Source organism: Haloactinomyces albus, assembly GCF_031458135.1.
In the GTDB taxonomy this organism is placed as follows: Bacteria; Actinomycetota; Actinomycetes; order Mycobacteriales; family Pseudonocardiaceae; genus Haloactinomyces; species Haloactinomyces albus.
Window position 1 is genome coordinate 1,451,855 of the sequence record NZ_JAVDXW010000001.1, and the last position, 26,566, is coordinate 1,478,420.

Below are 26,566 nucleotides of genomic sequence, written 5' to 3' on the forward strand. Positions count from 1 at the left end.
GGAGGCCTGGTTATGGTGGTCGCATGGTCCCCGCCGATTCCGAAACCGAACCCCGGCGTCGGCCACGTCGGGTCTATCGCGAGGGCTCCGAGCCCGATCCCCGCTTCACGCTGGCCAACGAGCGCACCTTCCTGGCATGGCTGCGCACTGCTCTGGCCCTGATGGCGGGAGGAGTCGGAGTCGAGGCTCTCCAAGCGGCGCAGGAGCGGACGAGCCCGCTGGGGACACTGCTGGCGGTCGTCCTGCTCACCGGTGGCATTCTGTGCAGCATAACGGCGTTCGTGCGGTGGGCCTCGACCGAACGGGCCCTGCGCACGGGTAGCGCCCTGCCCGCGCTCCGGATGGCTCCCGCGTTCGGTTCCGGACTCGCGGTGATCGGTGTGCTCGCCTGCATTTTCGTCCTGGTTATCGGGTTCTGACCGTGCTCAGCGAACGCGGGAGAAGCGACCGTGGGAGCAGCGGCCATCGCGGGCACAGCGGCCCGTGGGATCCCGGACTGCAAATCGAGCGGACCACCCTTGCCTGGTCGCGCACCGCACTGGCATTCGTGGTGGCAACTGCTGTGGTCATCCGCTTGCTCGCGGGAACCGATGTTGTCCTCGCCGCCGTGTGCGCCGCACTGACGCTGCCCCTGGTCGTGGTCATCAGCTTGCTGACCTGGCGACGCTACCGGCGGGACGAGCGCAGTCTGCACCGCGAAGCACCGCTGTCGGACGGCGCACTGCCCGGTACCGTGGCGGCTTTCACGGTCCTCGTCGGCGGCCTCGGCCTCATCTACGTACTGGCGAACTGAGCGAATCCTCCTGTTCCGGCCGAGCATGCACGGGATCGCCTGCTCGTACGGATGCCACACCTGCCTACACGGGCGCGTCCAGGCCGCGCAGGTGACCGGTCCCCCGGCAGTGCGGACAGGTGCGCCACTCGGCCATCGTCATCCCGGCCTGCATGTCGGTGGTGGCCTGGATGACATACACCCTCGGCTCACTGACCCGGCGGAACCCGCCGCAGGTGAAACAGAGTGTGTTGGGCCCCTGTGCGAAGTTCTCGGCTTCCGAATCGCCCCGCCCGGAGCCACCGTTGTCGTGTTCGCTCACCACACCAGTGTGCCCCCACACGGCCCGGCGCTTCCGGAGAGATCGGAGTGAATGATGTGAGCGGAACTTTCGCCTCAACAGGTGCGACGAAAGTTCCGCTCACTCCCACTCGATTCGGGAGGCACGCACGTCAGCATTCGATGACGTTGACGGCGAGCCCGCCGCGGGCGGTCTCCTTGTACTTGTCCTTCATATCCTTGCCGGTGGCGCGCATGGTGGTGATGACCTTGTCCAGCGACACGAAGTGGCGCCCGGTACCACGTAGTGCCATCCGGGCGGCGGTGATCGCCTTGACCGAGGCGACCGCATTGCGCTCGATGCAGGGAATCTGCACCAGCCCGCCGATGGGGTCGCAGGTCAGCCCGAGGTTGTGTTCCATGCCGATCTCGGCGGCGTTTTCCACCTGCTGCGGACCGCCGCCGAGGACCTCGGCCAGCCCGGCCGCGGCCATCGCACACGCCGAACCGACCTCGCCCTGGCACCCGACCTCGGCACCGGAGATCGAGGCGTTCTCCTTGAACAACACCCCGATCGCCCCGGCGGCCAGCAGGAACCGCACCACCCCGTCCTCGCTCGCGTCGGGAACGAAGTGCCAGTAGTAGTGCAGCACCGCCGGGATGATGCCCGCCGCCCCGTTGGTCGGCGCCGTGACCACCCGCCCACCTGCGGCGTTCTCCTCGTTGACCGCCATCGCGTAGACAGTGACCCACTCCATCGGATCATCGGTCTCGGAGAGCTTGGCCCGCAGATCGGCCGCCCGGCGGCCCACCTGCAACCCGCCCGGCAACTGGCCGGTGTTGGCGCACCCGTTGTCCACGCACTCGGCCATGACGTGCCAGATGTGCAGCAATTCCCGGCGCACCGCATGGTCATCGCGCCACGCGTACTCGTTGGCCAGCATCACACCACTGATCGGCAAGCCCGACTCGCCTGCCCGCGCCAGCAGTTCGGCTCCACTGGAAAACGGATACGCCACCTCGGTGGCGTCCGGAGTGACCCGGTCGGTGCCGGACGCGTCGTCGTCGACGACGAACCCACCGCCGACCGAGTAGTACACCGCCGCCAGCAGCTCACCGCCTGCGCCGTCACTGGCCGAGAACCGCATCCCGTTGGGATGCACCGGCAACGACTTCCGCCGATGCAGCACCAGATCGTGATCGACCAGAAACGACAACTCGTGAGTGCCATCGAGCAGGATCCGGTTCGACGCCCGGATCTCGGTCACCCGATCGGCCACCGCCACCGGATCCACCGACTCCGGCCGGTGGCCCTCCAGTCCCAGCAGCACCGCCTTCGCGCTGCCGTGCCCGTGACCCGTCGCGCCCAGCGAGCCGAACAATTCCGCCCGCACGTGCGCGACCTCGGGCAACAGCCCCTCGGCCCGCAACCGGGCAGCGAACATGCTCGCCGCCCGCATCGGGCCGACGGTATGCGAACTGGAAGGGCCGATCCCCACCGAGAAAAGATCGAAGACACTGATCGCCATTGATCAGCCCTCCTTTGTCTGCCGAGGGCTACTCCCCACCGGTCAACTCGGCATACTGCTCCGCGGTGAGCAGCTTGCCGTTCTCGCTCACGCGCATCTCCAGCAGCCAGCCGTCACCGAAGGGATCGGCGTTGACCAGCGAGGGATCGTCGACCACCGACTCGTTGACCGCCACGACCTCACCGGTGGCAGGCGCGTACAGGTCGCTGACCGACTTGGTGGACTCCAACTCGCCGCAGGACTCGCCCGCCTTGACCTGTTCGCCGACGTCGGGAAGCTGCACGTAAACGATGTCGCCCAGGGCTTCGGACGCGTAGGGCGTGACACCCACGCGCACGATGCCGTCACGATCCTCGAGCCACTCGTGCTCTTCGGTGTACTGGAGATGCGTGGGCAAAGACATAGGGGAGGCTCCGTTGATATCGAGGGCATGGACATGCCCGGGTACTTGGGCCTCCCCCTCTGTTGCGGAACCTGAGAGCTTCGCCGCATGCTTGCGGCTTGCACCGTGGGTGCGCCTGCGCCCCGGCACGGGGCGTGCGCTTTCCAGAGTTGCCTCGGCCGGGCGGTCATGGGTGCCTGAGAGTTTGCGGGGAGTCTTGCTCCTTCGGCGCCCTGCTCACCGGAGAGGTCACCGTCGACCTGTTCCGTGCCCGCAGGGGCTCTCCCGCCCGATTTCAACGGCCGGTATGCGATTGTCGCTGTGTCCGGCAACGATAACCCGGCTCGCCGCAGCGTCCAACCCGGGTGTGCTCCAGGAGGCAGGGGATGATCGATGTCCGGGCTCTGATCGAACGGGTCGGCCCGACGTTACTGCGCATCGTAGGAACTCCCGATTCGACCGAGTGCGTCGGCGATGTCGTGATCGCCGAACCCGGCGTGGCCCGCACCGTCGCCGACGGCGACCTCGTGCTCGGCATTGCCGTGACCGAACTCACCCAAGCGGTGGCGCTCATTCGGGACTGCGGTACGCAGGGCGCGGCGGCGGTGCTGCTCAAGGCGCCGATGGCCACCGATGATGAGGTGGTCAGCACAGCCGAGAGCGCCGGGCTCGCGCTCATCGAAGTGCGTGACGGCACGGCATGGGCACAGCTCGTATGGCTGATCCGCGCAGCGTTGGCGGGCACCGCCGTCGAGGACACCGACGGCGGTGACCACACTCACATGGGCTATCCCGGCCTCGGGGACCTGTTCCGGCTCGCCGACGCGGTCGCCGACGTCGTCGACGCACCGGTGACCATCGAGGACGCGCACTCGCAGGTGCTGGCCTACTCGGCACGCCAGGACCTCACCGATCCGGCCAGAGTCTCCACGATCATGGGACGCAAACAGCCCGATGAGGTGCTCGCGAAGTTCCGTGCGCGCGGGACGTTCCGCAAGCTCACCAAGGGCGGATCTGCGATCTTCGTCCCCGCCCAGCAGGACGGCACCCTGCCCCGGTTGATCATGCCGATCCGGATGGGCGGGGAACTCCTCGGATCGATGTGGGCCGTCGTGCCCGAGGAGGTCTCCGAGGAACGCGCCACGGCCTTCGCCGACACGGCCCCGCTGGTGGCACTGCAACTGCTGCGCTGGCGAACGATCGCCGACTCCGAACGCAGGCGATCGGCAGGGCTCGTCCGGATTCTCCTGGAAGGTGGTGACGGTCGGCGTGCGGCTGCGGACGAGCTCGCGCTGACCGATGAAGCACATCGCGTCGTCGCCATCGACATCCGCCCTGCGGACGGTTCCGCCGAGGGGCACCGGCTGGCGATGTGGGAGTGGATCACCAAGGGGATCGGTAAACGGCCGCTGGTCACCGAGTCGGAGGGCCTGCTGTACGCGCTCGTCCCCGAACGCAGTGGCTCCGGTGGATGGACCGCGCTGCGGGAATCCCTGGACTGCCACATCCATCGGCGCGCAGGTGACGCTCCCCGCATGCTGATCGCGGTGGGCAGAGCGGTCGGGTTGGGGGAGCTGGCACATTCCCGGCAGCAGGCCGAGGAGGTCCTCGGGCTCTTGCGCAGCGGCCGGACGCACGAACCCGTCGCCGTGTACGAGGAACTGTGGCACCAGCTCGTCCTCAACCGAATGGCAGGCGCCGCCACCGACGCCGGAGTCGGCACTCTCGGCCCGCTTCCGCCACTGCGCGAGCACGACCGCAACCAGGGCACGGAGTACCTGGCCACACTGCTCGCGTGGCTGAGGCATCCGGGCGATCCGCGTGCCGCGAGCGCGGAACTGCGTATTCATCCCAATACCTTCCGGTACCGGATGAAGCGGCTGGACACGCTCGTGGACGTGGACCTGGACGACCCCGAGGTGCGCTCGGCCCTGCTGGTGCAGCTCCTCGCCGAGCAATGGGCCCGGCATCGGTGAACAATCGGTTGGTGCTGGGAGCACAAGCACCCCGGAGTCGTCTCGTTCTCCGGCAATGATGCGTGCTGCCGGGCATCGGTGGATCGTGGTGCGCACCCGAAGGAAAGGATGCGTTTTCGTGAAGATCGCCGTTCCCCGCGAGATCAAAAACAACGAGTACCGGGTCGCGCTGACCCCGGCGGGCGTGCACGAGTTCACCAGTCGCGGTCACGAGGTCTTCGTCGAGTCCCGGGCAGGCATCGGCTCGTCGATTCCCGACGAGGACTACCTCGCCGCAGGCGCCAAGATCCTGCCCACCGCCGAGGAGGTCTGGGCCGAAGGCCGACTGGTCCTCAAGGTCAAAGAACCCCTCGCCGAAGAATACCCCCGCCTGCGCCGCGACCAGGTGCTGTTCACCTACCTGCACCTGGCCGCCTCGACCGAGCTCACCCACGCTCTGCTGGACTCGGGCACCACCGGCATCGCCTACGAGACCGTGCAGACCGCGACCGGCAACCTGCCGCTGCTGGCGCCGATGAGCGAAATCGCCGGCCGCATCGCCCCCCAAGCCGGCGCCTCCGCACTGATGCGTCCCCACGGCGGCCGCGGCGTGCTACCCGGCGGCGTCCCCGGCGTGCACCCGGCCCGCGTGGTGGTCATCGGTGGTGGCGTGGCCGGCCTCAATGCCGCCCGCATCGCCCAGGGCATGGGCGCCGACGTGGAGCTGCTCGACACCGACGTCGACAAGCTGCGCACCATCGACCGCGAGCACCACGGGCACCTGAGCACCGTGGCCTCCAACCGCTACACCGTCGACCAGGCCGTGCGCGCCGCCGACCTCGTCATCGGCGCGGTACTCATCCCCGGAGCCAAGGCACCCAAGCTGGTCTCCCACGACCTCGTCGCACAGATGAAACCGGGCAGCGTTCTCGTCGACATCGCCATCGACCAGGGCGGTTGCTTCGCCGACTCGAAACCCACCACCCACGACAACCCCACCTACCGAGTCCACGACTCGCTGTTCTACTGCGTGGCCAACATGCCCGGCGCCGTTCCCAGCACCGCCACCCACGCCCTGGGCAACGTCACCCTGCCCTACGCCCTGCGCATCGCCGAGCGAGGCTGGCAGCAAGCCTGCCGCGACGACACCGCCCTGGCCCACGGCCTCAACACCCACCACGGCACTCTCCTCAACGCACCTGTCGCCGAAGCACACAATCTACCGAGCACAAACCTCGACAAGGTCCTAAACTAAAAGCGGTAGCCAGCGGTTTTCCGGGACAGGCGCCACCGCCGGGAGGAACGCAGGCGGGAACCCGAACGGGTTCCGGACAAGTAGGGGCGGCCTGCTCAACCGGCCTGGGGGTCACCGGGAGCGGGCCGCCACCCCTCAGTGTAGGACACGTTTGCTTCTTTGCCGAAGTCCCGACGCGCGGTGGCGCAAAAATTCCGCTCACCGGGAGCCGACCGGCTTCCCCCCACCCCTCCGTTTCCTCACCCGAACGAGTGCTTCTGCGTTCTCTCGCTGAAGTCCGCATACGCACAAGCCGATATCGGACGAGTGGTACCGGAACCGGGCCGGGCACCTTGCGTCCGACCTGCACTGCTTCCGACTCCGCCTGAGCGTCCGGCACCGAGCCTCCGTATCCCACAACACCGGCGACGATCACCGCTCGATGACGCTGGGAGACGACGTGACGGACACGAGAGCACCGGAGCCGGACGGAACGGACCCGACGCGATGGGACCGGGAACGGCGGGAAGCGGTTCTCGATCAGCTCGACAGGCTGGACGAGGTGGCCCGGGAAGGCGAAGCCGATACCTTGCTGCCGCTGGCGCGCAGTGAGCTGTATCGACTCACGGAGAGCTTGCGAGCCCTGCTGGACGAGCACCAGCCGAACGAGCACGGCCGCTGCCGTGTCTGTCCCGGCTCCCTGCGATCCCGCCGATGGCCCTGTTCGGTGTGGACCACGGCGCACCAGCAGCTGATCGGCAACCAGGCCGACCACTCGGTCAAGCGAGCCAAACAGCGGTATCGGGAGGGACCCGGTTTCCCGTGAGGGGACCGCTGGACAGCAGGACCTCACCCGGAGGCAGCGGCACCAGTTGCCGTGAGGTGTTGAGAGCGCAGACGAGCCCGGTGCTGCCGCGTCGAAAGGCAAGGCAACCGGCTGGTGCGCCGTACCATTCGATGGTGCTGCCACGGAAAGCGTGATGCGTACGGCGCAGGGCGAGTGCCGCACGGTGCAGAGACAACGTGGAAGTGGGATCGTTCGTCTGGGCTTCGACGGTCAGGTGTTGCCAATCCTGCGGGATGGCCGGTGTGTACGGGGCGTCGGTGAATCCGAACGTCGCGTCGGCCCCCATCCAGGGCATGGGGCCACGGGCAGGCTGACTGCCGATCCGATCGGACGTGTTCGTCTCCGCGAGTCCGAGTTCGTCGCCGTTGTCCAAACCGGCGATCCCGGGCAGTGCCAATTGGACCAGCGCCATCGCACGTGCACGCGCGAGACCCGTGCGACCCTCACCGTGTTGCCCGGCCGGACGCGGCCGATCCCAGCCCGCGAGCACCCACACCGGATACGTGTCGACCGAAGCGAAATCGGCCAGGATGCCGTCGATGACATTGCGGACCGCCGCGGCATCGAAGCTCACCGAGCCGAAGCGGACATCGGTTCCCAGGTCCAGCCTGCCGAGCCCCGGTATCCTCGGGAAGCGTTCATCGACGAACGCGCCGATCAGGCACCTCGGGTGCTCGGCGAGTACGGAGCGCATGGTCCCGAGCATGCCGCTCACGGCCTCGTCGGCAGGTCGTGTCATGCCGGGCGAAACACCCACTCGGAACCCGTCGACCCCGCGACCGATCCAGAACCGCAGGGCCCGGGCGAGTTCGCCGCCGAACCCGGGCTGGTCGATGCCGGAACGCTCGGCGGCGAGATCCATCAATATGCTGATTCCACGCCCGTGGGCCTCGGCGATCAGCTTGTCGTAAGAGCCGAGGTCCCCGAGCATCGGATCGACGTCGCAGTCCCGGCTCGGCTCGGAGATCGGCCCGGCGAGGATCCCGGTCAGCCAGAGAGCGTCGATACCCAGCTGATCCAGGTATTCCAGCTTGCTGCGGACTCCCTCGAGGTCCCCGATTCCATCGCCGTCCGAATCGCGGAACGAGCGAACGTCCACGCGATAGTTGACCGCACGATGCCACCATGGCCGATCTCCGGCGTATCTCCGTTGCGAACCCGTGAGATCCCACACGTCGCCACATTTTGGCACCCGCACACCCGGCTGCAGGATGTTCGCACCTAACACGATGTGGTGAATTAGCTCTGCTCGGCGGTGTATCCCCTCGGTACGGCCCTGGTTCAGGAGGCAGGACCGGAACCCGAAGGTGACGATCGAAGGTTCCCCGCGCGAGTCCGCGCCATGTCCCGGAGCGATGCATCCGGAGCGATGTCGGCACTCCTGCCATCCATGCGCTCGCGATGAGGCAGGATGGATGTATCCGGCATGTAGGACCCCGGCGATGATTCCGCCGAGGCCACGCCGTGCGACATACCCTGTCACCCTGGAGGAGCGCGTGCACGACGGCAGTGGCCGGATCCTGGTGCAGGGCCTCAGCAAGAACTTCGGCCCGATCAATGCGGTCCAGAACCTTCATTTCGCGGTGGAGCCGGGAGTCGTAACCGGGTTCCTGGGGCCCAACGGATCCGGTAAGACCACGACCCTGCGGATGATCCTGGGGCTCATCGAACCGAGCGCCGGAACGGCGACCATCGGCGGGCTGCCCTTCGCGCAACTACCGAACCCGGCCACCGTGGTCGGCGCCGTACTGGACTCGCAGGGTTTCCATCCCGGCCGCACCGCACGCAATCACCTACGCAGCTATGCCGCTGCCATGAACGTGCCGGACCAGCAGGCCGATCAGGTGCTGGAACTCGTCGGTCTGGGCAGTGCCGCCACCCGCAGGGCGGCTGGTTTCTCACTCGGCATGCGTCAACGACTCGCCCTGGCCACCGCCCTGCTCGGAGACCCGCAGGTGCTGGTCCTCGACGAGCCGTCCAATGGGCTCGATCCCGAGGGGATCGCATGGCTCCGCGGTTTCCTCAAATCGTTCGCCGCCACCGGCCGTACCGTGCTGGTTTCCAGTCACCTGCTGCGCGAAATGGAGCACACGGTCGACCACGTCGTGATCGTCAGCCGGGGACAATGCGTCTACAACGGCAACCTCGAACACCTGCGCTCCGCCCAGCGCTCCCGGGTCCTGGTGCAGGCCGCCGACCCGAACACACTGGTCACCGCACTGCAGCAGAGCGGTCTCGCCGTGGAGCATCTGCCGGATGGGCGACTGGCGGTGCTCGACTCGGACTCCCGCACGGTCGCCGACCTCGCCTTGCAGGCGGGAGTCGCGCTCTACGGCATGCAGGATGAACGGGTCGACCTCGAGCAACTGTTCTTCCAGCTCACCCATGGGCAATACACCGGGGGCGCGCCCCACGCGGGCTCCGCCTGGGCGGGTGGCCCGGCACAGTGGGGGCCGCAGAGTGCAGGCTTCGCACCATCGCCCTACCAGCAAGTCGGCTACCAGCAGCCCGAGTATCAGCAGCCCGGATATCAGCCACCACCGGGAGGACCACCGCAACAGGACCATCAACAACGGGGTGGAAGCGGCGGTTTCGGAGGTGGCTTCTGATGACCGGGCTGGTCAAGTCGGAATTCCGCAAGATTTTCACGGTCAACCTGTGGTGGGCACTGCTCATCCCGGTGGCCGTGCTCAGCTTCGGGGCGGGCTGGCTCGGCACCGCCTTCGGCTCGATCGAGTCGCTGCAGGAAGCCACGGGGCAACCGCTGCCGACCGGTCTGCTCACCGTGTCGATGTCCACGAACTACAGCACGATCTTCGCAGCGCTCTTCGGCGCCCTGGCCATCGCGGGTGAGCACCGCAACAAGACCATCAGCACGACTTACCTCACCGGCAACCCGCGCGGTGCCGTCCTCGGTGCCAAGCTCATCGCCCACACGGGCATCGGATTGGGCTACGGCCTGGTCAACGTGTTCTCCGCCACTCTCGGCGGACTGCTCGGGGCAGGCTTCGACGGTTTCGGCAACCCCCTCGACTGGTTCACCGTGGGCGCTGCCGGCCTGCTCGCGATGGTGCTGTGGACGCTGCTCGGCGTGGGCTTCGGGGCGCTGGTGACGAACTCGATCGTGGTGGTGCTCGCCCTGGTGCTCTACAAGTTCGTGATCGAGTTCATCCTCTCGAGCATGCTGTTCAGCACCACGGCCGCCGGGTTCGTCGCCTACCTGCCGGGCGCTGCGGGCAACGGAATCGTCGGCAATCTCGCGGTTCCGATCTTCATCTCCACCGTGGCCGGCCAGTCCGAGCCGCTCGTGCCGGTGGAGGCGTTCCAGATACTGCACTTCTTCTTCGGCGGCACCTACGGCCATCCGTGGTGGCTGAGCATGCTCACCTTCATCGGATACGCCGCTGCCTTCGTGGTCGGAGGTTGGCTGGTGAGCCGCAGGCGCGACATCACCTGAGGGAGGTCACCGGGACCCGACCTCCCCGGGTGAACGCCTCGTTCCAGCTGTGGGAACAGCCGGAACGAGGCGTTCACCGATGGTATTGCACAGGCCACCTCCATCGTGACAAGATCAATTCGGCGTCGCGTGTCGGTGGCGGGCAGCGTCAGGCATGGAGGCGTCGGGGTTTCGAGAGGTCTTCGATGACCATCCTGTTCAATCACACGATCATCGCCGCGCGCGACAAGCAGCAGTCGGCGTCTTTCTTCACCGAGATATTCGATCTCCCGCCTGCGGAGCCCGGTGGATTCTTCCTCGTCGTCCGTCTCGACGGCGGTGTCCTCCTCCAATTCGCCGAGCCGGGGATCGAATTCCCACCGCAGCACTACGCTTTCCTCGTGACCGAGGACGACTTCGACAACATCTACGCCCGGATCCGGGCCGCAGGCATCGAGTACTCGGCCGACCCGCAGGGGAAACTCCCCCGGCAGTACAACACCAATCACGGTGGCCGTGGAATCTACTTTCACGACCCGTCCGGCCACTACCTCGAGGCCATCACTCAGCCGTACGGCGCCGACACGGCCACCTGACGAGGCCATGCAGGCGAGGCGGAACCGAGAGGCCGATGCCCCCGTTACCGTGCTCGTGGTCCCCAACCGGGGCTCCTGGTCGCCCTCTCCTGGGAGAAGGCCGTGCTGGCCTCCCTCGGACCATTCGGCACCGAAGCCGAGCGGCGCGCTCGGCGGCGTGCCCGACCGTGCTTGGCCGTGGCTTGGCGGAGAGTGAACGGAACTTTCGTCTCGACAGCTCGATAGGTGCGACGAAAGTTCCGTTCATCTCTCGCGCGCGGCGCGGTCGCGTTCAGCGCGACCGCGTTCGGCACGGGCACGCTCGGCGCGGGCGTCCCGGCGCGCGCACGCCTCGGCCATACACGCATCGCAGGTGGGCATCAGCCAGTCCACAGCAGCGGGCTCGGTCAGCGTGACCGACTCACCGCACACCGTCTCCCGCTGCTGTCCCGCCGCCGGACGCTCCTCGGGAGGCAACGCGTGCCGGTACCCGTCCACCGGGCGCCACCACACCACCGGTCCCTCCCACTGGAAACCGCCACAGGTCATGTCCTCCACCTCTGTCCTTGCCTCGCATTTCCCGAGTCGGGTCACTGTTGTTCCTGGTCACCGGACTGCTCCGGGCTGCGGTGACCCGGACGGGACCGCTCCGGCTGCTGCAGCAGCACCCGCATCACGCACACCGCGCACGGCTCGGCCCGCGCCTGCCCGCCCACGGGCGGAAACCGCGCCGGATCGTCGGCCTCGTCGAGATCGCAACGGTCGAACTGCCGCCCACACGGCGAGACCAGGTAGCTGGGGCTGATCGGCAAATCGGCAACATGCACCAACCGTTCGGCGTCCTCGACCACCCCGGCCCGATACCGAAACCACACCATCCCCACACCCGCCCTTCTCGCCGGCTGATCGTCAGCACGTTCGATCATGATGTTGAGCGTATCGTTAGACGTATCATGAGTCATTCATCAATCGGGTGAATCTCAAGAGAAAAGCGATAGGAGACGATGAAGTGGCGACAGGAGGTGGCAGGTGGCCGTACGAAGTGATCCTTCGCCACTGCGGTGGCTGATCGGCGTGGAACTCGCCCGATACCGCAACGAGGCGGGCGTGTCGTTGGCAGTGGCCAGCGACCAGACCGGAATGTCCAAGGCCAAGATCGGCCATATGGAAACCGGCCGGCAGCACCAGGATCCCGAGGACATGGCCCGACTGCTCAAGTCCTACGGAGCCGAACAGCACGACGTCGACCGGCTGACCAACCTGACCGGCCGGGCGGACCAGGCGACGTGGTGGGGACCATGGGCACAGGTCGTTCCCGACTGGCTGAAGACCTTCGTCGGGCTCGAAGGACTCGCCGAGCGCGAGTTCGTCTTCGAACCGATCATCATTCCCGGCCTGCTACAAACCGAGGACTACGCTCGCGCGACCACAGCCAACACGCCACGGGTACGCCAGGATCACGGTGAACGGTTCGTCGGATTCCGAATGGCGCGTACTCGGAGGCTCACCGATCCGGAGCGCCCGCTGCACCTGCACGCGGTCATCGCCGAAGCCGCACTACGGCTCCGAGTGGACGGCCCCGAGGTACAACGTGCGCAACTGGAGCACCTGCTCACCATGGCGGAGCAGCCCAACATGGCGGAGCAGCCCAACATCACCATCCAGGTCGTGCGCCCGGAAGACGGCCTGCATTCCGCTTACACCGGCCAGTTCATCGTGCTGGACTTCGAAACGGTTCGCTCCATCGGTTACGCAGAGCTGCATGATGGAGCCGTGTACGCGCAAGATCCCGAACAGGTCAGTTCGTATATCATGGCAGCTGAGAGCTTGCAGCGCGTCGCACTCAGTCCTCATCAATCGAGTGCGCTGCTCAAGCAGATGCTAGAAACATAGCTGTAGCGAGGAGCAACCGTGGTATCCCTGATTCCGGAGAATGCGGTATGGCGTAAGTCCAGCTACAGCGGCGGCAACGGCACCTGCGTCGAAGTGGGATTCGCGCCTGCGGCGGTTGCCGTGCGGGACACCAAGGACCGCGAGGGCGGCATGCTCGCAGTGTTACCCGACAGGTGGAGCAACTTCCTCGCCGACCTCAAGCAGGGCACCTTCGACCGGCACTGATACCCGGTCACGATGAGACGCCCATGCTGTCTCGCACTGTTGTGAAGCTATTTCACTTCGTGCGTTGACCCTCCGTGTCATGATCAGTACAGTGTGAACGCTGGAGGGCGCACGCGCGCGTACGCGAACGACTGGGGGAAGCCGAACCCGTCATGACGGACCCGCAACAGGTGGCAAGCAGCATGTCCGCCACCAACAACGCGATGCAGGACATCATCACCTCGGCCAACAAAGGCCAGTTCCAAGTCACCCCCGAAGCCGGCGACGAACTCATCACCATCTTCCAGGAATACGCCGACTACCTGGATGCCAGATTGAACGACATACAGGTCGTCAAAAATCGGACTCCGCTGGGGGACAGTCCCGCTGGCCAAGCCATCGCGGAATTCAACCAGCAGGTCGCCGCAGGCGGCGAAGACTCGTTCGAGGACGCGATTCTTCAGTCGAGCAAACAGGTACCACAGGTGATCGAGGCCATCAAGAGAGGGATCGCCCTGTACCAGGAAACCGACGAAGGCAACGCCGCCGGCTTCGGCAACCGGACGTAAGAGTGAGGACGGTCAAGGTGCAGAGGAATGTGCGGCGCTCAGCCACTACGGTAGTGCTCGCGATGGTTTCGTTGACCCTCTCAGCCTGTGGAGGTTCCGCCGGGAACACAGAGGACACGGTCAACACCGCGCGACAGACGGCAACCTCGGAACCCGGCGCGTCGAACAGCCAGCCCTTGGCCGGAGTAAAACCCTGCGAGGTCTTCACCACCGAGCAAGCCACCAAGCTCGGATTGAACGGGCCGGGCACCATCAACGAGTTCGACGACTCCACCTGCGGCTGGAAACTCGGCGAGCACATCCTGGGAGTCTCCGTGTACAAGGACATGGCTCTAGGTGAGATCAACTTCTCCGGAGACGAAAAAACCCAGACCACGTTCCAGGGGCACGATGCTCTACTAGTCCGCCCAAATGAACGCCAGTGTTCACTCGCCTTTGCGATCTCGGATGCCACGTCGATGCTAGTCCGAAGCACAGTAGACGTTTCCGCGTCACCTGACACGGCCTGCAAGCTGGTCAAGAAGGCCGCGCCGATGGTCGAGGCCACTATTTTCGACAACTGAGAAACCGAGGGGGACGGCATGACTTCGGCGAAGCCGGAGTACGGCAAGTACGAGTACATCGCCAACCGTGAACGGCAGGCCTATGTGGATGCCGGCGGTGTCGAGGCGCACCAAAAGGCGGTATCGGATGCCGCCCATGCGAATAACGCGGCAGCCAGGGCTCAACGGGCCGAGGCGAAGACGCATGCTGCTCAGGTCGCCGCCGAGTACGGGCAGCAGCAGGCGAAAACTCTGTCCGAGGGCCACCAGCTGTGGGACAAGCCTTCCGCCCTGGGGGCAACGCATTACCTGTCCTATTCGCACAAGGAACTGGCCCGATTCGTGCGCGAGAACTTCGATCCGGTGGCAGTGCACGATGTGGGGCGGTATTACGGCAGGGTCGGCAACGACCTGGTCGAGTTCTCCGGCCGGATTCGTCAGGCCGCCATGAAGACGGAGGAGTCCTGGAAAGGCACGGCCGGAGACGCCATGCGCACCCATGTCACCGCAGTCTCCGACGGGATGGGCCGCACCGGCGAGGCCGCGCAGTTGACCGCCAATCAGCTCGGGATGCAGGCCGAGGCCGGTGAACGGGCTCGCAATGCGATGCCCGAAGAGGTCGAGGTCGACACCGCCACCGAGCTGAAGAACAACGCGCAGAATCCGGATCCGGTCGCCGCTCAGCAGCAGGCCAACGCCCTGGCGGAAAAGCAGGAGAAAGCCCGAGTCGCCCACGCGGAAGCCGCCCAGGTCGTGTCCACGATGGAAAGCGACTTCGGCACGGCCGCGGCGAGCACTCCGAAGTTCGCACCTCCGCCCCCGCCCCCGGGTGACGACGGAGGATCCGGCGGCTCATCGGGTGGCACCGCACCGGTGGGCGGCTTCACCTCTCCCGCCGGTTCCGGCGGCAGTGCGGCCTCGACGTATTCGGCCTCGGCCGCAGCACCGAGCGTGGCCCCACCCGCCAGTGGCGGTGGCTCCACTCCCCCGCTCTCCCCCGCCGGTTCGGGTACGCAGGCCCCGGCAGGCACGTCCCCGTCCTGGGCGAAACCCGGATCGTCACTCCCGCCGGGAGCGGTACGCGGTCCGGACGGCACGGTCTACCGCCAGGATCCGCGCACCGGCCAGTGGATGCGGCAGAACCCGCACAACGGCCGGTGGGCACCGGTACCGCCGGGGCAGCAGGTACCGGGTGGCGGTCGCGCAGGCGGCGGTGTCGCCGGCGGTGGCCGCCCGGGCGGCGGATTCGGCCCACGCGGTTCGGCTCCCGGCACCCCGATGGCGCCGGGAGGGCGCTCCGGCAGTGCCCTGCCCGGTTCGCCGACCTCGGGGACACCCGCAGCCGGCACCACGTCGAGTTCCTCCTCGGCGCGCGGCGGCCGGATGCCGATGGGCGCCATGGGTGGGCAGAACCAGCAGGGCGGTGACGAGGAGGAGCACGAGCGCAAGTACGTGCTCGACAACGACGACCTCGGTGACGAACTCGGCCTCCCCCGCGTGGCACCGCCGGTCCTCGGAGCCCTGCCCGACGAAGACGGCGGCCACTGATGCCGAGATCGTTCGCCCTCCCGCTCCAGGCCGCCGACATTCTCGCCGAGGACCTGCGGGTCGACCTGCGCCGGTTCCCGTTCGAGATCGCGCACGGCGGCGCCACCCTCGACGAGCGCGCGCGGATGCGTACCCAAGTGTGGAACGAGCTGCGCAGCCGCGGTCTCGCCGACCGCGATGAGGTCGACCCCGAGGTACACCAAGCGCTGGGGCTGCTGCACGCCTCGGACATCGATGTCGCGGTCACGGCCGTGGAGGTGGCCACCGACGAGGTGCTCCGCGCGCGCATCGCGGTCTCCGGGCGCGCCGGGGTGCAGGCGATCCAGGAACAGCAGCGGATCCGATTCGAGCCCGTCGATCCGCGCGGGCTCGCGCGGATCTGCACCGAGCTGCTCTCCGACGTTCCGGCGGGGCGCCTGGACTCGGGGACCATCGCCACGTCCCAGGGGCAGCAGGCCGGTGGTTCCGGTGGCAATGCCGGCGGCGCCTGGTCGGGTGCGGCGCAGGCCACCGCGACCCGCCAGTCCGGGGGCGCGGAGATGCGCAAGGTGCAGCGGATCATGGCGCTGCCGGTGCGGCGGGTCGGCTATTTCTTCGTCACCGGACGCGATGGCCAGGGCAAGCCGGTGCGGCTGCCCGCCATCGGGTGGCGCGACACCGAGCAGGGGCGCTACAGCGTCACCACTCGCCGCAACAACGACGGCGAGGACTGGAACACGTTCGCCGGAGCCGACAAGCCACGTCTCGCCACCTACCTCGGCGAGCAGCTCGGGGCCTTCCAGGGCCGGTGACAAGCGGCACCGGCCGAGGTGAATGCGTCGTTTCGGCAGTCACACCGCCACAATGACGCATTCACCGGAGAGCACCGTGTCGCCGTGGCGACATAGCCTGGCGGGGTGTCCGACTCCGATACCCCCGGTTCCGATGATCCCGGTACCACCTCCGGCGGCTGGCTACGCCGACTCGCCGCCGCATGTTGGCGGCATCCCGCCGCCGTCATCCTGGCGATGGTCGCCGCGGTCTCGGCGGTCGGAGCCGAAGCCCTCATCCCACTGCTGAGCAAGGCCGCGATCGACGGCGCCGTCGCCGGAAGCACGGCACGACTGGGCTGGATCGTGGCCGCGATGCTCGGGCTGGGTCTGTTCCGTTTCGGCGCGGCGTTCCTGCGCCGCTACATGGCGGGCAGGCTCGCCGTCGGCGTCCAGCACGATCTCCGGCGCGCGGTCTTCGGCGCGGTGCAGCGTTTCGACGGCGGCAAGCAGGACGCCCTGCGCACCGGGCAGGTCGTCTCCCGAACCATCAGTGACCTGCAGTTGGTGTACAGCCTGCTGGCGATGCTGCCGATGGCGGCCGGAACGATCGTGCTGGCTCTGGTCGCCATCGTGGTCATGCTGTGGCTGTCGCCGCTGCTGACCGTGATCGCCCTGATCGTGGCGCCGTTGATCGCCGTGATCTCGGCGCGCAGCAAGAGGACACTGTTTCCCGCCACCTGGGCAGCGCAGCAGAGCGCCGCCGATATCGCCCAGCACGTCGAGGAGACCGTGACCGGCGTGCGCGTGGTGAAGGGCTTCGGGCAGGAGTCCCGGGAAGTCGAACAGTTGCGCTCGAGAGCTCGCCGGCTGTTCGCCGACCGGCTGCGTGCCGCGCGGATGACCGCGCTGCCCGCGGCGAGTCTCGCGGCGCTGCCCGCCGCCGGACAGGTCGGTGTCCTCGGTCTGGGCGGGTGGCTGGCCCTGCAGGGCCGGGTCAGTCTCGGCACGTTCGTGGCGTTCTCCGGATACGTGGCCATGCTCGCCGGACCTGCGCGGATGCTGTCGAGTCTGGTGATCCAGTCGCAGCTCGCGCGGGCGGGGGTGGAGCGCATCCACGATCTGATCGACTCCCAGCCCGAGGTGGTCGATGCGCCGGACGCGGTGGCTCTGCCGGACGGGCCGCTGCGTGTCGAACTCGACGATGTTCATTTCGGTTACACCCGCGACCAGCCCGTGCTGCGCGGAACCTCGCTGCAGGTCCGACCGGGTGAGACGGTCGCCCTGGTCGGTCCCGCGGGCTCGGGGAAATCGACCGTGTCGCTGCTGCTGCCCCGCTTCTACGACGTGCACGGGGGCAGTATCCGGATCGGGGCCGACGGCGGTGCCGATGATGGCGATGCGACCGCCGACGATACGGCCGATAGCGATACGGCCGATAGCGATACGGCCGATAGCGATACGGCCGGTGGCAATACGACCGCCGGCGATACAGCCGAGGTCGGCCGGGAGTCTCCCGCGCACGATATCCGCCGAGTGCGCATGGATTCGCTGCGTTCCTGCGTGGGTGTCGTGTTCGAGGAGGCTTTCCTGTTCTCCGACACCATCCGCGGCAACATCGCCTACGGCCGTCCGGAGGCCCCCGACGAGGAGATCGTGGCCGCGGCCAGCGCCGCCGAGGCCCACGACTTCGTCACCGCGCTGCCGGACGGCTACGACACACTCGTCGGCGAGCGGGGCCTCACCCTGTCCGGTGGCCAGCGGCAACGCATCGCGCTGGCACGGGCGCTGCTGTCCGACCCACGGATCCTCGTGCTCGACGATGCGACCTCGGCGGTCGATCCCACCACCGAGGCGGCCATCCACGACACGCTGAGTTCGGTGACCGCCCAACGCACGACCCTGCTCGTGGCCCATCGCCGTTCGACGCTGGCCCTGGCCGACCGCATCGCGGTGCTCGACGAGGGACGCGTCCTCGACATCGGCACGCGGGAACAGCTCGAACAGCGGTGCACGCTGTTCCGGGAGCTGCTGAGCGGACCGGGTGCGACGATCGATGCTCCCCGTTCCCGGCACACCGCGGTGTCGACCGGCACCACGCCCGAGCTGTGGCCGGAGGGTTCGGAGGAGGAAACAACACCTCCGGACCCGACCACGACGCCCCCGACCTCGGCGACACAGATCTCCACGACGCAGACCTCAGCGGCCCAGACCGCCGCGGCACCGCGCGGCATGCGTCCCGCCGGTGGCGGCTCGGCCGGGGCGGGCGCGGTTCCGCCGAGCCACGAACTGCTGGAGGGAATCCGCAAGCTCCCAGCCGCCACCGCCACACCGAACCTGGGCGCCGAGAATCCGACCGCCCCGGACCCCGAATTCCGGTTGCGCAGGCTGTTCCGGCCGATCCGCTGGGGGCTGGCACTGACGATCCTGCTGGTCGCCGGAGACGCCCTGTCCTCGGTCGCCCTGCCGTCCCTGGTGCGCTGGGGTGTGGACGGCGGCGTCAGCTCGGGCAACACCACGGTGCTGTGGACGGTGACCGCCGTCGGTGCTCTGGTGGTCGCCCTCGGCTGGCTGGCAGTGCGCTGGCAGACGACCGTGACCGCCCGTACCGGCGAAAGTCTGCTGTACCTGCTGCGCCTGCGCAGCTTCGCGCACCTGCAACGGCTCGGGCTCGACTACTACGAGCGGGAACTCGCCGGCCGCATCATGACCCGGATGACCACCGACGTCGATGCGCTGTCGTCGTTTCTGCAAACCGGCCTGGCCACGGCAGTCGTCAGCGCGTTGACCATCCTCGGTATCACCGTGGCACTGCTGGTCACCGATCTTTCGCTGGCACTGGTGGCCCTGGCCGTACTGCCACCGCTGTTGGCGGCCACCGTCGTGTTCCGCAGGGTCTCGGCCACCGCCTACACCGAGGCACGGGAACGTGTGAGCACCGTCAACGCCGATATGCAGGAAAACGTCTCCGGTCTGCGAATCGCGCAGGCGCATCGCCGCGAACGCCACTCCGCGCGAGTATTCGCCCAGCGCAGCGACGCCTACCGGCGCTCGCGACTGCGCGCGCAGCGCTACATCGCGACCTACTTCCCGTTCGTGACGCTGCTGTCGGAGGTGGCGCAGGCCGCCGTACTCGGCGTCGGTGCCTACCGGGTCGCCTCCGGTGACCTGACCGCCGGTGTCCTCGTCGCCTTTCTGCTCTATCTCGGTCTGTTCTTCACACCCGTACAACAGCTGTCCGGGGTGTTCGACGCCTACCAGCAGGCGAAGGTGGGCCTGCGGCGCATCGGCGGCCTGCTGCGCACCTCGACCTCGGTGCCCGAACCCCGCGATGCGGTCGCGGTGCCCGAGCGGCTCAGCGGAGAGGTCGAACTGCGGTCGGTGTCGTTCCACTACCCCGGCACCGAACGGCCCGCGCTGAGCGATATCGACCTGCGGGTGCGGCCGGGCGAGACGGTGGCGCTGGTGGGTGCGACGGGCGCGGGCAAATCCACCCTGGTCAAACTCCTCGCGCGGTTCTACGACGCCACACAGGGGGCGGTGCTGGTCGACGGGGTGGATGTGCGCGATTACGAGCTCTCCGCCTACCACCGTCATCTGGCGGTGGTTCCGCAGGAAGGCCATCTCTTCGCCCGCGACATCGCAGCCAACATCGCCTACGGGCGTCCCGACGCCACCCCGGCCGAGGTCGAGGGCGCCGCACGCCGTGTCGGGGCGCTGCCGGGGATCTCGATGCTGCCGCACGGGTTCCGGCAGCAGGCGGGTGAGCGCGGCAACGGCCTGTCCGCGGGCCAGCGGCAACTTGTCGCACTGGCCCGTGCCGAGCTCGTCGATCCCGGACTGCTGCTGCTCGACGAGGCCACGGCCGCGCTGGACCCGGCGACGGAGTCGATGGTGGTGGCCGCCGGTGACCGGCTCTCGGCACATCGGACGACCTTCGTGGTGGCCCACCGGCTGGCCACCGCCTCCCGTGCCGACCGGATCGTCGTCCTGGACGCGGGGCGAATCGTGGAGCAAGGCACCCACTCCGAGTTGCTGGCCTCCGGAGGTCATTACGAACGCCTGTGGTCGGCGGGCGACATGGCATCCCGGGAGAGTCGGGAGCCGGCGAGTGAGGCGGTGAGTGCGGCGCAGTAACCCCGCAATCCCGCACATTTATCCCACTCATCGGACGGAAAACGACCACGATGCGGGAGAAGAACGAATCAGCGGAAGATCACAGTCGTTGCCGCAGCGCCATGGCCGAAGGAACTTCCGCAGGCTTTCGCAGCTGAACAGCGCAAACATGATACCTGACTCCGCATTCGGCCGCAGCAACCGAATGGGTGCAATGCCGGGATCAGCCGGGCTCCTGGATCGGTTTTGTGACCTACCTCTTCCGTCCGGCAGTCGCACTAGCTGCCAACTGCCTGAGGTGAACCGTTAGCCTGGTAGCCGAGTGTTTGTAAACCACGAGCAGATGGATCGAGGCGAACGCCAGCCGTGTCCAGCAGCAGCCCTGCGTCACAGTTCGGCCCCAATGAGTGGTTGATCGAGGAAATGTACGACCAGTTCCTCAACGACCCCTCCTCGGTAGACTCGGCGTGGCACGAATTCTTCGCCGACTACAAGCCGGGCCAGGCAGCCACCGAAACCTCCGCTACCGCGGCCTCGAGCGCTGCCACAGCTCCGACCACCGCAACCACCGCCTCCCGTACCGCCGAGAGCAACGGTCAGGTCCGTTCGGGCAACACCGGCGCAGGGACCACGAGCACCCCGACCACCCCGGCGAGTGCCGGGTCGGCCGACAAGCAGAAGCAGGCCGAACCACCGCAGACTTCCAAGCCCTCCCCCCAGGAAGCCGCCAAGGCCACCCCTGTCAAAGAAGAGAAGGCGGGTGAGGAGAGCAAGACATTGCGCGGCCCGGCCGCAGCGATCGCCAAGAACATGGAGCAGTCGCTGACGGTGCCGACCGCGACCAGCGTGCGCGCCGTCCCGGCGAAGCTGCTGTTCGACAACCGCATCGTCATCAACAATCACCTGAAGCGGCACAAGGGCGGCAAGATCTCCTTCACGCACCTGATCGGCTACGCGCTGATCCAGGCGCTACGGGACTTTCCGAACATGAACCGCCACTACGGTGAGGATGCCAAGGGCAAGCCCGCCGTGGTCACTCCGGAGCACGTCAACCTCGGCCTGGCCATCGACATGCCGGGCAAGGACGGCTCCCGCAATCTCGTCGTGGCCTCCATCAAGGGCTGCGAGGAGATGACCTTCCAGCAGTTCTGGCACGCCTACGAGGACATCATCCGCAAGGCGCGGAACAACAAGCTGACCGCGGAGGACTTCGCCGGGACGACGATCTCGCTGACCAATCCCGGCCCCGCCGGGACGAATCACTCGGTGCCCCGGCTCACCGCGGGCCAGAGCGCGATCATCGGCGTCGGCGCGATGGACTACCCCGCCGAGTTCCAGGGCGCCAGCGAGAAGACGCTCATCGACATGGGGATCAGCAAGATCGTCACGCTGACCTCCACCTACGACCACCGGGTCATCCAGGGCGCGGAATCCGGCGAGTTCCTGCGCAAGGTGCACGAACTGCTGCTCGGCGAGCACAAGTTCTACGACGACATCTTCGCCTCGCTGCGCATCCCGTACGAGCCGGTGCGCTGGAGCCAGGACATCCCCGAAGGCGCGGTGGACAAGACCGCGCGGGTGCTGGAGCTCATCGACGCCTACCGCACCCGCGGCCACCTGATGGCCGACATCGACCCGCTCAACTACCGGCAGCGGCGCCACGAGGACCTCGACGTCCTGTCGCACAGCCTCACGCTGTGGGATCTGGACCGGGAGTTTCCCGTCGGCGGCTTCGCCGGCCAGGAGCGCATGAAGCTGCGCGACGTGCTCGGGGTGCTGCGCGACTCCTACTGCCGCACGGTCGGCGTCGAGTACATGCACATCCTCGAGCCCGACGAGCGGGAGTGGCTGCAGAAGCGGGTCGAGAAACCACACGCCAAGCCGGAACCGTCCGAGCAGAAGTACATCCTGTCCAAGCTCAACGCCGCCGAGGCCTTCGAGACGTTCCTGCAGACGAAGTACGTCGGGCAGAAGCGGTTCTCGCTGGAAGGCGCGGAGACGGTGGTCGCGCTGCTGGACGCGGTGCTGGACTCCTCGGCCGAGGCCGAGCTCGACGAGGTCGTCATCGGCATGCCCCACCGGGGCAGGCTCAACGTGCTGGCCAATATCGTCGACAAGCCGATCTCGCAGATCTTCCGCGAGTTCGAGGGCAACCTCGATCCCGGGCAGGCGCACGGCTCCGGCGACGTCAAGTACCACCTGGGTGCCGAGGGCAAGTACTTCCGGATGTTCGGTGACGGCGAGACCAAGGTGTCGCTGACCTCCAACCCCTCGCATCTGGAGGCGGTGGACCCCGTCCTGGAGGGCATCGTCCGCGCCAAGCAGGACATCCTGGACAAGGGCCAGGAGGGCTTCACCGTCCTGCCGGTGCTGCTGCACGGCGATGCCGCCTTCGCCGGGCAGGGCGTGGTGGCCGAGACGCTGAACATGTCGCAGCTGCGCGGCTACCGCACCGGCGGCACCGTGCACGTGATCGTGAACAACCAGGTCGGCTACACCACCGGCCCGGAGCACGGACGTTCCAGCAAGTACTCCACCGACGTGGCGAAGATGACCGGCTCACCGGTGTTCCACGTCAACGGCGACGACCCCGAGGCCTGCGTGTGGGTGGCCAAACTGGCGGTGGAATACCGGCGGGTGTTCAACAAGGACGTCGTCATCGACATGGTGTGCTACCGGCGTCGCGGCCACAACGAGGGCGACGATCCGTCGATGACCCAGCCCGCCATGTACGACGCGATCGACAAGATGCGCAGCGTGCGCAAGACCTACACCGAGTCGCTGATCGGCCGCGGTGACATTTCCGTCGAGGAAGCCGAGAGCGCGCTCAAGGACTACGCCAACCAGCTCGAGCACGTGTTCAACGAGGTTCGGGAGCTGGAGAAGCACCCGCCCGAACCGAGCCCCTCGGTGGAGTCCGAGCAGCAGATCCCGGCCAAGCTGGAAACCAAGATCTCCGAGGAGATGGTCCAGCACATCGCCGACGCGCACGTCAACCTGCCGGAGGGTTTCACCCCCCACTCGCGGGTCAAGCCCGTGCTGGAACGGCGCGCCAAGATGGGCCGGGAAGGCGGCATCGACTGGGCCTTCGGTGAGCTGCTGGCACTCGGGTCCCTGGCGGTGGCGGGCCACCCGGTCCGGCTGACCGGTCAGGACACCCGGCGCGGCACGTTCGGGCAACGGCACTCGGTGGTCATCGACCGCAAGACCGGCTCCGAGTACACGCCGCTGCAGAACCTCGCCGGGAACCAGGCGAAGTTCCTGCCCTACGACTCGTCGCTGTCCGAGTTCGCCGCAGTGGGCTTCGAGTACGGCTACTCGGTGGCCAGCCCCGATGCACTGGTGCTCTGGGAGGCGCAGTTCGGCGACTTCTTCAACGGCGCGCAGCCGGTCATCGACGAGTTCATCTCCTCGGGTGAGGCCAAGTGGGGGCAGCGCTCGGACGTGGTGCTGCTGCTGCCGCACGGCCACGAGGGCCAGGGGCCGGACCACTCGTCGGCCCGTATCGAGCGGTGGCTGCAACTGTGCGCCGAGGGCTCCATGACGGTGGCGATGCCGTCCACCCCGGCGAACTACTTCCACCTGCTGCGCAGGCACGCCCTGGACGGCATCGACCGGCCGCTGATCGTGTTCACGCCGAAGTCGATGCTGCGCCTGAAGGATGCGACCAGCCCGGTCGAGCACTTCACGTCCGGCAAGTTCTCCTCGGTGATCGACGACCCGTCCCAGCCGGATCCGGAATCGGTGCGCAAGCTGGTGCTGTGTACCGGCAAGCTCTACTACGAGCTGGCCTCCGAGAAGGCCAGGCGGGAGCAGACCGACACCGCCGTGGTGCGGCTGGAGCAGCTCTACCCGCTGCCGCACCGCAAGCTCGGCAGGCTGCTGGATCGCTACCCCAACGCCACCGACATCCGGTGGGTCCAAGAGGAGCCCGCCAACCAGGGTGCCTGGCCGTTCCTGGGGCTGGCGCTGCCCGAGCTGGACGCACGCTTCTCCGGCATCAGGCGGGTGTCCCGCAGGCAGATGGCCGCCCCGGCCACGGGCCTGGCCAAGGTCCACGAGGTCGAGCAGGCCGAGGTCGTGCAGGGCGCCTTCGAGGACTGACGCACCGGTGGGTGCACGGTCCCGACCGTGCACCCACCGCCCGCTCACAACACGTCGAGCCCGTGGGCTCGTGCCGCATCGGCCCGGCGTTGATCCCCGGCCACCACATCATCGATCGCTGCGCACGATCCGAGTACTGTCACAGAGCACTCTCAGCGACCGCGCGCCAGACCTCGGCCGCCAGGTCGGGCATATTCTCCATCTGGATCTGAGCAGCGATTTCCTTGAGCCGGTCACCGGCGCCCTGATCACCGGACCATATCGCGAGGAGGCAACGAAGGACCTTGAAGCGGATCCGATCCCGGTAGGAGAGCAGTTCGACCCCCTTCTCCACCTCGGCGACCACTTCGGCCGCACATTCCAGTTGACCATGGTGGAAGGCGAGCTTGGCTTGCAGGAAGGTGAGCTCCTGCTCCTGGTGAGGTGTTCCCGTGACCTTCAGAAGAGGCTCGACGCTTTCCAAAAAGGACTGAGCCTCCACCAGGCGAAGTGGCCTGGCTTGCATCGACAAGGAAGCAGCGTCCAAGCGCAGGCGAATCCAGAGCATGAGGTCGTCCCGACTGTCTATGGCCTCCAGGGCTTCGAGCACGAAAGCGAAAGCACGGGAATAGTTGCCCTGTCGACTACTCACCATGGCCGCTGTCCGGAAGGTCTCCGCCGCGAGGTCACCCTTGGTGCTCTCCAGCGAGCCACAAACTTCCTCGTTGAGGCGGGCGGCTTCGGCGAGGTCGCCCAGTTCCACCTCGGCGAACACCAGGGCGAGTTTGCTGCGAATGAGATCGGAAGCGGGAAGCTGCAGGGCGTACTGCTCCCTGATGGCGAGCATCTCGCACACCGCACGACGGACCTCTCGCGCGTCGCCCAGTTTACGCGCACACTGGGCCATCCGGATTCGGGCACGAGCCCGGAGGAGGGGACGGTCCAATTCGTCGCTCAGTGCATTCAACTGAATGAGAGCGTCGCGCTCAGCAGCGGAATCATCGAGAACCTCGTGGATACGCACAAGCTGGGCCCATGCGTACCATCGTGTCATCTGGTCCACATCGGTGGCGCCGGCCAGGACGTCGGCCAGCCGGTCAGCAGCTTCGGCGTCCAGCTCGCTCTCCGAGAGTGCAACAACATTGGTGATGGTATCCGTGAGGCTGTCTTGGGGCTGCCCCCCGAAGCTCTCCACCGTGACACCGAGCCGCTCGGCCAGATACGCCGCTGCACGCACCGTCGGCTGGCGGTTGCCGGACTCCAGACGCGACAGGTAAGTGGCGGACATCCCGGGACCTGTCAGCTCAACCTGTGACCTGCCCTGTTGTTTTCTCAGTTGACGGAGACGTCGACCGAATTCTGGCTGCTCGAGCAACTTTTTACCTCTGCGTGTTTACTCCGCTACCCCAAGTCGCTTCCCTACCAATCCCGCAAAGGATGTCCCGAAGATTGACGACCACCTAAGCAGGGCATCATTTCGGAGCGATCCGAGCCGTGACCACTCAGCGCCCCGGGAGACCAAAACGGTGTGAGCGGAGACGCCGAAGGCAACCGGAAGAAGGGTCCGCCGATGACCAGCTTGGCAGTACGCACGATGCTACTCCTCCCGACCCTTGCATAGTAGCCCATAACGGTGCGGGCACAGCATTGGACGGAGCAGCAGCAGCTACCCCAAACGGGGGTAGACATGCCGAAGAAGCAGCGTCCACTTCTGCAACTCCGAAAAAGTTGACAGATTATGACGATTTTGTGAACCAGGCGTGTTCATTGCTGGGCGAGCACCCGGTCGGCGAGGCTCCTGAGGCGCCTCGGCGAGTCTCGGGACAGGGCCACCAAGTCAGGAGAGCGGAGGG

General features: G+C 67.1%; 23 protein-coding genes and 1 riboswitch. Of the genes, 16 read left to right on the forward strand and 7 right to left on the reverse strand.

Annotated features, from left to right (window positions below; genetic code table 11):
- Window positions 1-23: 23 nt before the first annotated feature.
- Together JOF55_RS06805 and JOF55_RS06810 are read left to right on the forward strand one after the other, a co-directional pair.
- Complete coding sequence (locus JOF55_RS06805) at window positions 24-419, forward strand: YidH family protein (RefSeq protein WP_310271236.1); 396 nt, start codon at window positions 24-26, stop codon at window positions 417-419.
- Window positions 420-421: 2 nt separating this feature from the next.
- A complete protein-coding gene (locus tag JOF55_RS06810) occupies window positions 422-793 on the forward strand; it encodes a YidH family protein (protein WP_310271239.1) in 372 nt (123 codons plus the stop codon).
- 64 nt (window positions 794-857) lie between these two features.
- Here the strand turns inward: JOF55_RS06810 and JOF55_RS06815 are convergent, their stop codons facing one another.
- The 3 genes from JOF55_RS06815 to gcvH all read right to left on the reverse strand — a co-directional run bounded on the left by JOF55_RS06815 (window position 858) and on the right by gcvH (window position 2,983).
- Window positions 858-1,094 (reverse strand): hypothetical protein, encoded by a 237-nt coding sequence (locus JOF55_RS06815; protein WP_310271243.1) that lies wholly within the window; start codon window positions 1,092-1,094, stop codon window positions 858-860.
- A gap of 130 nt (window positions 1,095-1,224) precedes the next feature.
- A complete protein-coding gene (locus JOF55_RS06820; protein ID WP_310271246.1) occupies window positions 1,225-2,580 on the reverse strand; it encodes an L-serine ammonia-lyase in 1,356 nt (451 codons plus the stop codon).
- Window positions 2,581-2,608: 28 nt separating this feature from the next.
- The gene (gene gcvH, locus JOF55_RS06825) at window positions 2,609-2,983 is read right to left on the reverse strand and encodes a glycine cleavage system protein GcvH (RefSeq protein WP_310271249.1); all 375 of its coding nucleotides are present in this window, start codon (window positions 2,981-2,983) and stop codon (window positions 2,609-2,611) included.
- A 153-nt stretch (window positions 2,984-3,136) separates the two neighbouring features.
- A riboswitch (glycine riboswitch) is annotated at window positions 3,137-3,260 on the reverse strand.
- Between the two features lie 88 nt (window positions 3,261-3,348).
- Between gcvH and JOF55_RS06830 the strand changes: the two genes are divergently transcribed.
- The 3 genes from JOF55_RS06830 to JOF55_RS06840 all read left to right on the forward strand — a co-directional run bounded on the left by JOF55_RS06830 (window position 3,349) and on the right by JOF55_RS06840 (window position 6,977).
- Window positions 3,349-4,938 (forward strand): PucR family transcriptional regulator, encoded by a 1,590-nt coding sequence (locus JOF55_RS06830; protein ID WP_310271252.1) that lies wholly within the window; start codon window positions 3,349-3,351, stop codon window positions 4,936-4,938.
- 118 nt (window positions 4,939-5,056) lie between these two features.
- Entirely contained in the window at window positions 5,057-6,172 is a 1,116-nt protein-coding gene (gene ald / locus JOF55_RS06835) for an alanine dehydrogenase (RefSeq protein ID WP_310271254.1), read from the forward strand.
- A gap of 439 nt (window positions 6,173-6,611) precedes the next feature.
- The gene (locus JOF55_RS06840) at window positions 6,612-6,977 is read left to right on the forward strand and encodes a hypothetical protein (protein WP_310271255.1); all 366 of its coding nucleotides are present in this window, start codon (window positions 6,612-6,614) and stop codon (window positions 6,975-6,977) included.
- On the opposite strand, the gene JOF55_RS06845 is transcribed toward JOF55_RS06840, so the two are convergent.
- A complete protein-coding gene (locus JOF55_RS06845; RefSeq protein WP_310271259.1) occupies window positions 6,931-8,172 on the reverse strand; it encodes an alpha-amylase family glycosyl hydrolase in 1,242 nt (413 codons plus the stop codon). The genes JOF55_RS06840 and JOF55_RS06845 overlap by 47 nt on opposite strands.
- Before the next feature lie 322 nt (window positions 8,173-8,494).
- Between JOF55_RS06845 and JOF55_RS06850 the strand changes: the two genes are divergently transcribed.
- The 3 genes from JOF55_RS06850 to JOF55_RS06860 all read left to right on the forward strand — a co-directional run bounded on the left by JOF55_RS06850 (window position 8,495) and on the right by JOF55_RS06860 (window position 11,030).
- Window positions 8,495-9,607 carry an ATP-binding cassette domain-containing protein gene (locus JOF55_RS06850; protein ID WP_310271263.1) on the forward strand — a complete coding sequence of 371 codons (1,113 nt, stop codon included), beginning with the start codon at window positions 8,495-8,497 and terminating at the stop codon, window positions 9,605-9,607.
- Complete coding sequence (locus JOF55_RS06855; RefSeq protein ID WP_310271267.1) at window positions 9,607-10,455, forward strand: ABC transporter permease; 849 nt, start codon at window positions 9,607-9,609, stop codon at window positions 10,453-10,455. Before JOF55_RS06850 ends, JOF55_RS06855 begins: the two co-directional genes overlap by 1 nt.
- Window positions 10,456-10,640: 185 nt before the next feature.
- A complete protein-coding gene (locus JOF55_RS06860) occupies window positions 10,641-11,030 on the forward strand; it encodes a VOC family protein (protein ID WP_310271269.1) in 390 nt (129 codons plus the stop codon).
- Window positions 11,031-11,273: 243 nt separating this feature from the next.
- Here the strand turns inward: JOF55_RS06860 and JOF55_RS06865 are convergent, their stop codons facing one another.
- Together JOF55_RS06865 and JOF55_RS06870 are read right to left on the reverse strand one after the other, a co-directional pair.
- The gene (locus JOF55_RS06865) at window positions 11,274-11,558 is read right to left on the reverse strand and encodes an HC3 family zinc finger protein (RefSeq protein ID WP_310271272.1); all 285 of its coding nucleotides are present in this window, start codon (window positions 11,556-11,558) and stop codon (window positions 11,274-11,276) included.
- 41 nt (window positions 11,559-11,599) lie between these two features.
- The gene (locus JOF55_RS06870; protein ID WP_310271275.1) at window positions 11,600-11,935 is read right to left on the reverse strand and encodes a hypothetical protein; all 336 of its coding nucleotides are present in this window, start codon (window positions 11,933-11,935) and stop codon (window positions 11,600-11,602) included.
- 103 nt (window positions 11,936-12,038) lie between these two features.
- Between JOF55_RS06870 and JOF55_RS06875 the strand changes: the two genes are divergently transcribed.
- The 8 genes from JOF55_RS06875 to JOF55_RS06910 all read left to right on the forward strand — a co-directional run bounded on the left by JOF55_RS06875 (window position 12,039) and on the right by JOF55_RS06910 (window position 24,734).
- Window positions 12,039-12,902: a helix-turn-helix domain-containing protein gene (locus tag JOF55_RS06875; protein ID WP_310271277.1), complete on the forward strand. Its 864-nt coding sequence runs from the start codon at window positions 12,039-12,041 to the stop codon at window positions 12,900-12,902.
- An 18-nt stretch (window positions 12,903-12,920) separates the two neighbouring features.
- Window positions 12,921-13,127, forward strand: a complete 207-nt coding sequence (locus JOF55_RS06880; RefSeq protein ID WP_310271279.1) for a DUF397 domain-containing protein — start codon at window positions 12,921-12,923, stop codon at window positions 13,125-13,127.
- Between the two features lie 152 nt (window positions 13,128-13,279).
- Window positions 13,280-13,675: a hypothetical protein gene (locus JOF55_RS06885; RefSeq protein ID WP_310271282.1), complete on the forward strand. Its 396-nt coding sequence runs from the start codon at window positions 13,280-13,282 to the stop codon at window positions 13,673-13,675.
- A gap of 62 nt (window positions 13,676-13,737) precedes the next feature.
- Window positions 13,738-14,238: a DUF3558 family protein gene (locus JOF55_RS06890; protein WP_310271285.1), complete on the forward strand. Its 501-nt coding sequence runs from the start codon at window positions 13,738-13,740 to the stop codon at window positions 14,236-14,238.
- An 18-nt stretch (window positions 14,239-14,256) separates the two neighbouring features.
- Entirely contained in the window at window positions 14,257-15,765 is a 1,509-nt protein-coding gene (locus tag JOF55_RS06895) for a hypothetical protein (protein ID WP_310271288.1), read from the forward strand.
- The gene (locus JOF55_RS06900; RefSeq protein WP_310271291.1) at window positions 15,765-16,556 is read left to right on the forward strand and encodes an ESX secretion-associated protein EspG; all 792 of its coding nucleotides are present in this window, start codon (window positions 15,765-15,767) and stop codon (window positions 16,554-16,556) included. Before JOF55_RS06895 ends, JOF55_RS06900 begins: the two co-directional genes overlap by 1 nt.
- A 105-nt stretch (window positions 16,557-16,661) precedes the next feature.
- Entirely contained in the window at window positions 16,662-20,651 is a 3,990-nt protein-coding gene (locus JOF55_RS06905) for an ABC transporter ATP-binding protein (protein ID WP_310271293.1), read from the forward strand.
- A 345-nt stretch (window positions 20,652-20,996) separates the two neighbouring features.
- On the forward strand, window positions 20,997-24,734 hold the full coding sequence (locus JOF55_RS06910; protein ID WP_310271294.1) for a multifunctional oxoglutarate decarboxylase/oxoglutarate dehydrogenase thiamine pyrophosphate-binding subunit/dihydrolipoyllysine-residue succinyltransferase subunit: 3,738 nt from the start codon (window positions 20,997-20,999) through the stop codon (window positions 24,732-24,734).
- Between the two features lie 139 nt (window positions 24,735-24,873).
- Here JOF55_RS06910 and JOF55_RS06915 read toward each other — a convergent pair whose 3' ends face one another.
- Window positions 24,874-26,088, reverse strand: coding sequence for a helix-turn-helix domain-containing protein (locus JOF55_RS06915; RefSeq protein ID WP_310271297.1), 1,215 nt, complete (start codon window positions 26,086-26,088; stop codon window positions 24,874-24,876).
- Window positions 26,089-26,566 lie beyond the last annotated feature (478 nt).

Coding starts and splice junctions, on each gene's coding strand:
- JOF55_RS06900 (WP_310271291.1), top strand. CDS start 15,765: ATGCCGAGATCGTTCGCCCTCCCGCTCCAGGCCGCCGACATTCTCGCC.
- JOF55_RS06895 (WP_310271288.1), top strand. CDS start 14,257: ATGACTTCGGCGAAGCCGGAGTACGGCAAGTACGAGTACATCGCCAAC.
- JOF55_RS06870 (WP_310271275.1), bottom strand. CDS start 11,935: ATGATCGAACGTGCTGACGATCAGCCGGCGAGAAGGGCGGGTGTGGGG.
- JOF55_RS06805 (WP_310271236.1), top strand. CDS start 24: ATGGTCCCCGCCGATTCCGAAACCGAACCCCGGCGTCGGCCACGTCGG.
- JOF55_RS06865 (WP_310271272.1), bottom strand. CDS start 11,558: ATGACCTGTGGCGGTTTCCAGTGGGAGGGACCGGTGGTGTGGTGGCGC.
- JOF55_RS06885 (WP_310271282.1), top strand. CDS start 13,280: ATGACGGACCCGCAACAGGTGGCAAGCAGCATGTCCGCCACCAACAAC.
- gcvH (WP_310271249.1), bottom strand. CDS start 2,983: ATGTCTTTGCCCACGCATCTCCAGTACACCGAAGAGCACGAGTGGCTC.
- JOF55_RS06860 (WP_310271269.1), top strand. CDS start 10,641: ATGACCATCCTGTTCAATCACACGATCATCGCCGCGCGCGACAAGCAG.
- JOF55_RS06855 (WP_310271267.1), top strand. CDS start 9,607: ATGACCGGGCTGGTCAAGTCGGAATTCCGCAAGATTTTCACGGTCAAC.
- JOF55_RS06830 (WP_310271252.1), top strand. CDS start 3,349: ATGATCGATGTCCGGGCTCTGATCGAACGGGTCGGCCCGACGTTACTG.
- JOF55_RS06820 (WP_310271246.1), bottom strand. CDS start 2,580: ATGGCGATCAGTGTCTTCGATCTTTTCTCGGTGGGGATCGGCCCTTCC.
- JOF55_RS06890 (WP_310271285.1), top strand. CDS start 13,738: ATGGTTTCGTTGACCCTCTCAGCCTGTGGAGGTTCCGCCGGGAACACA.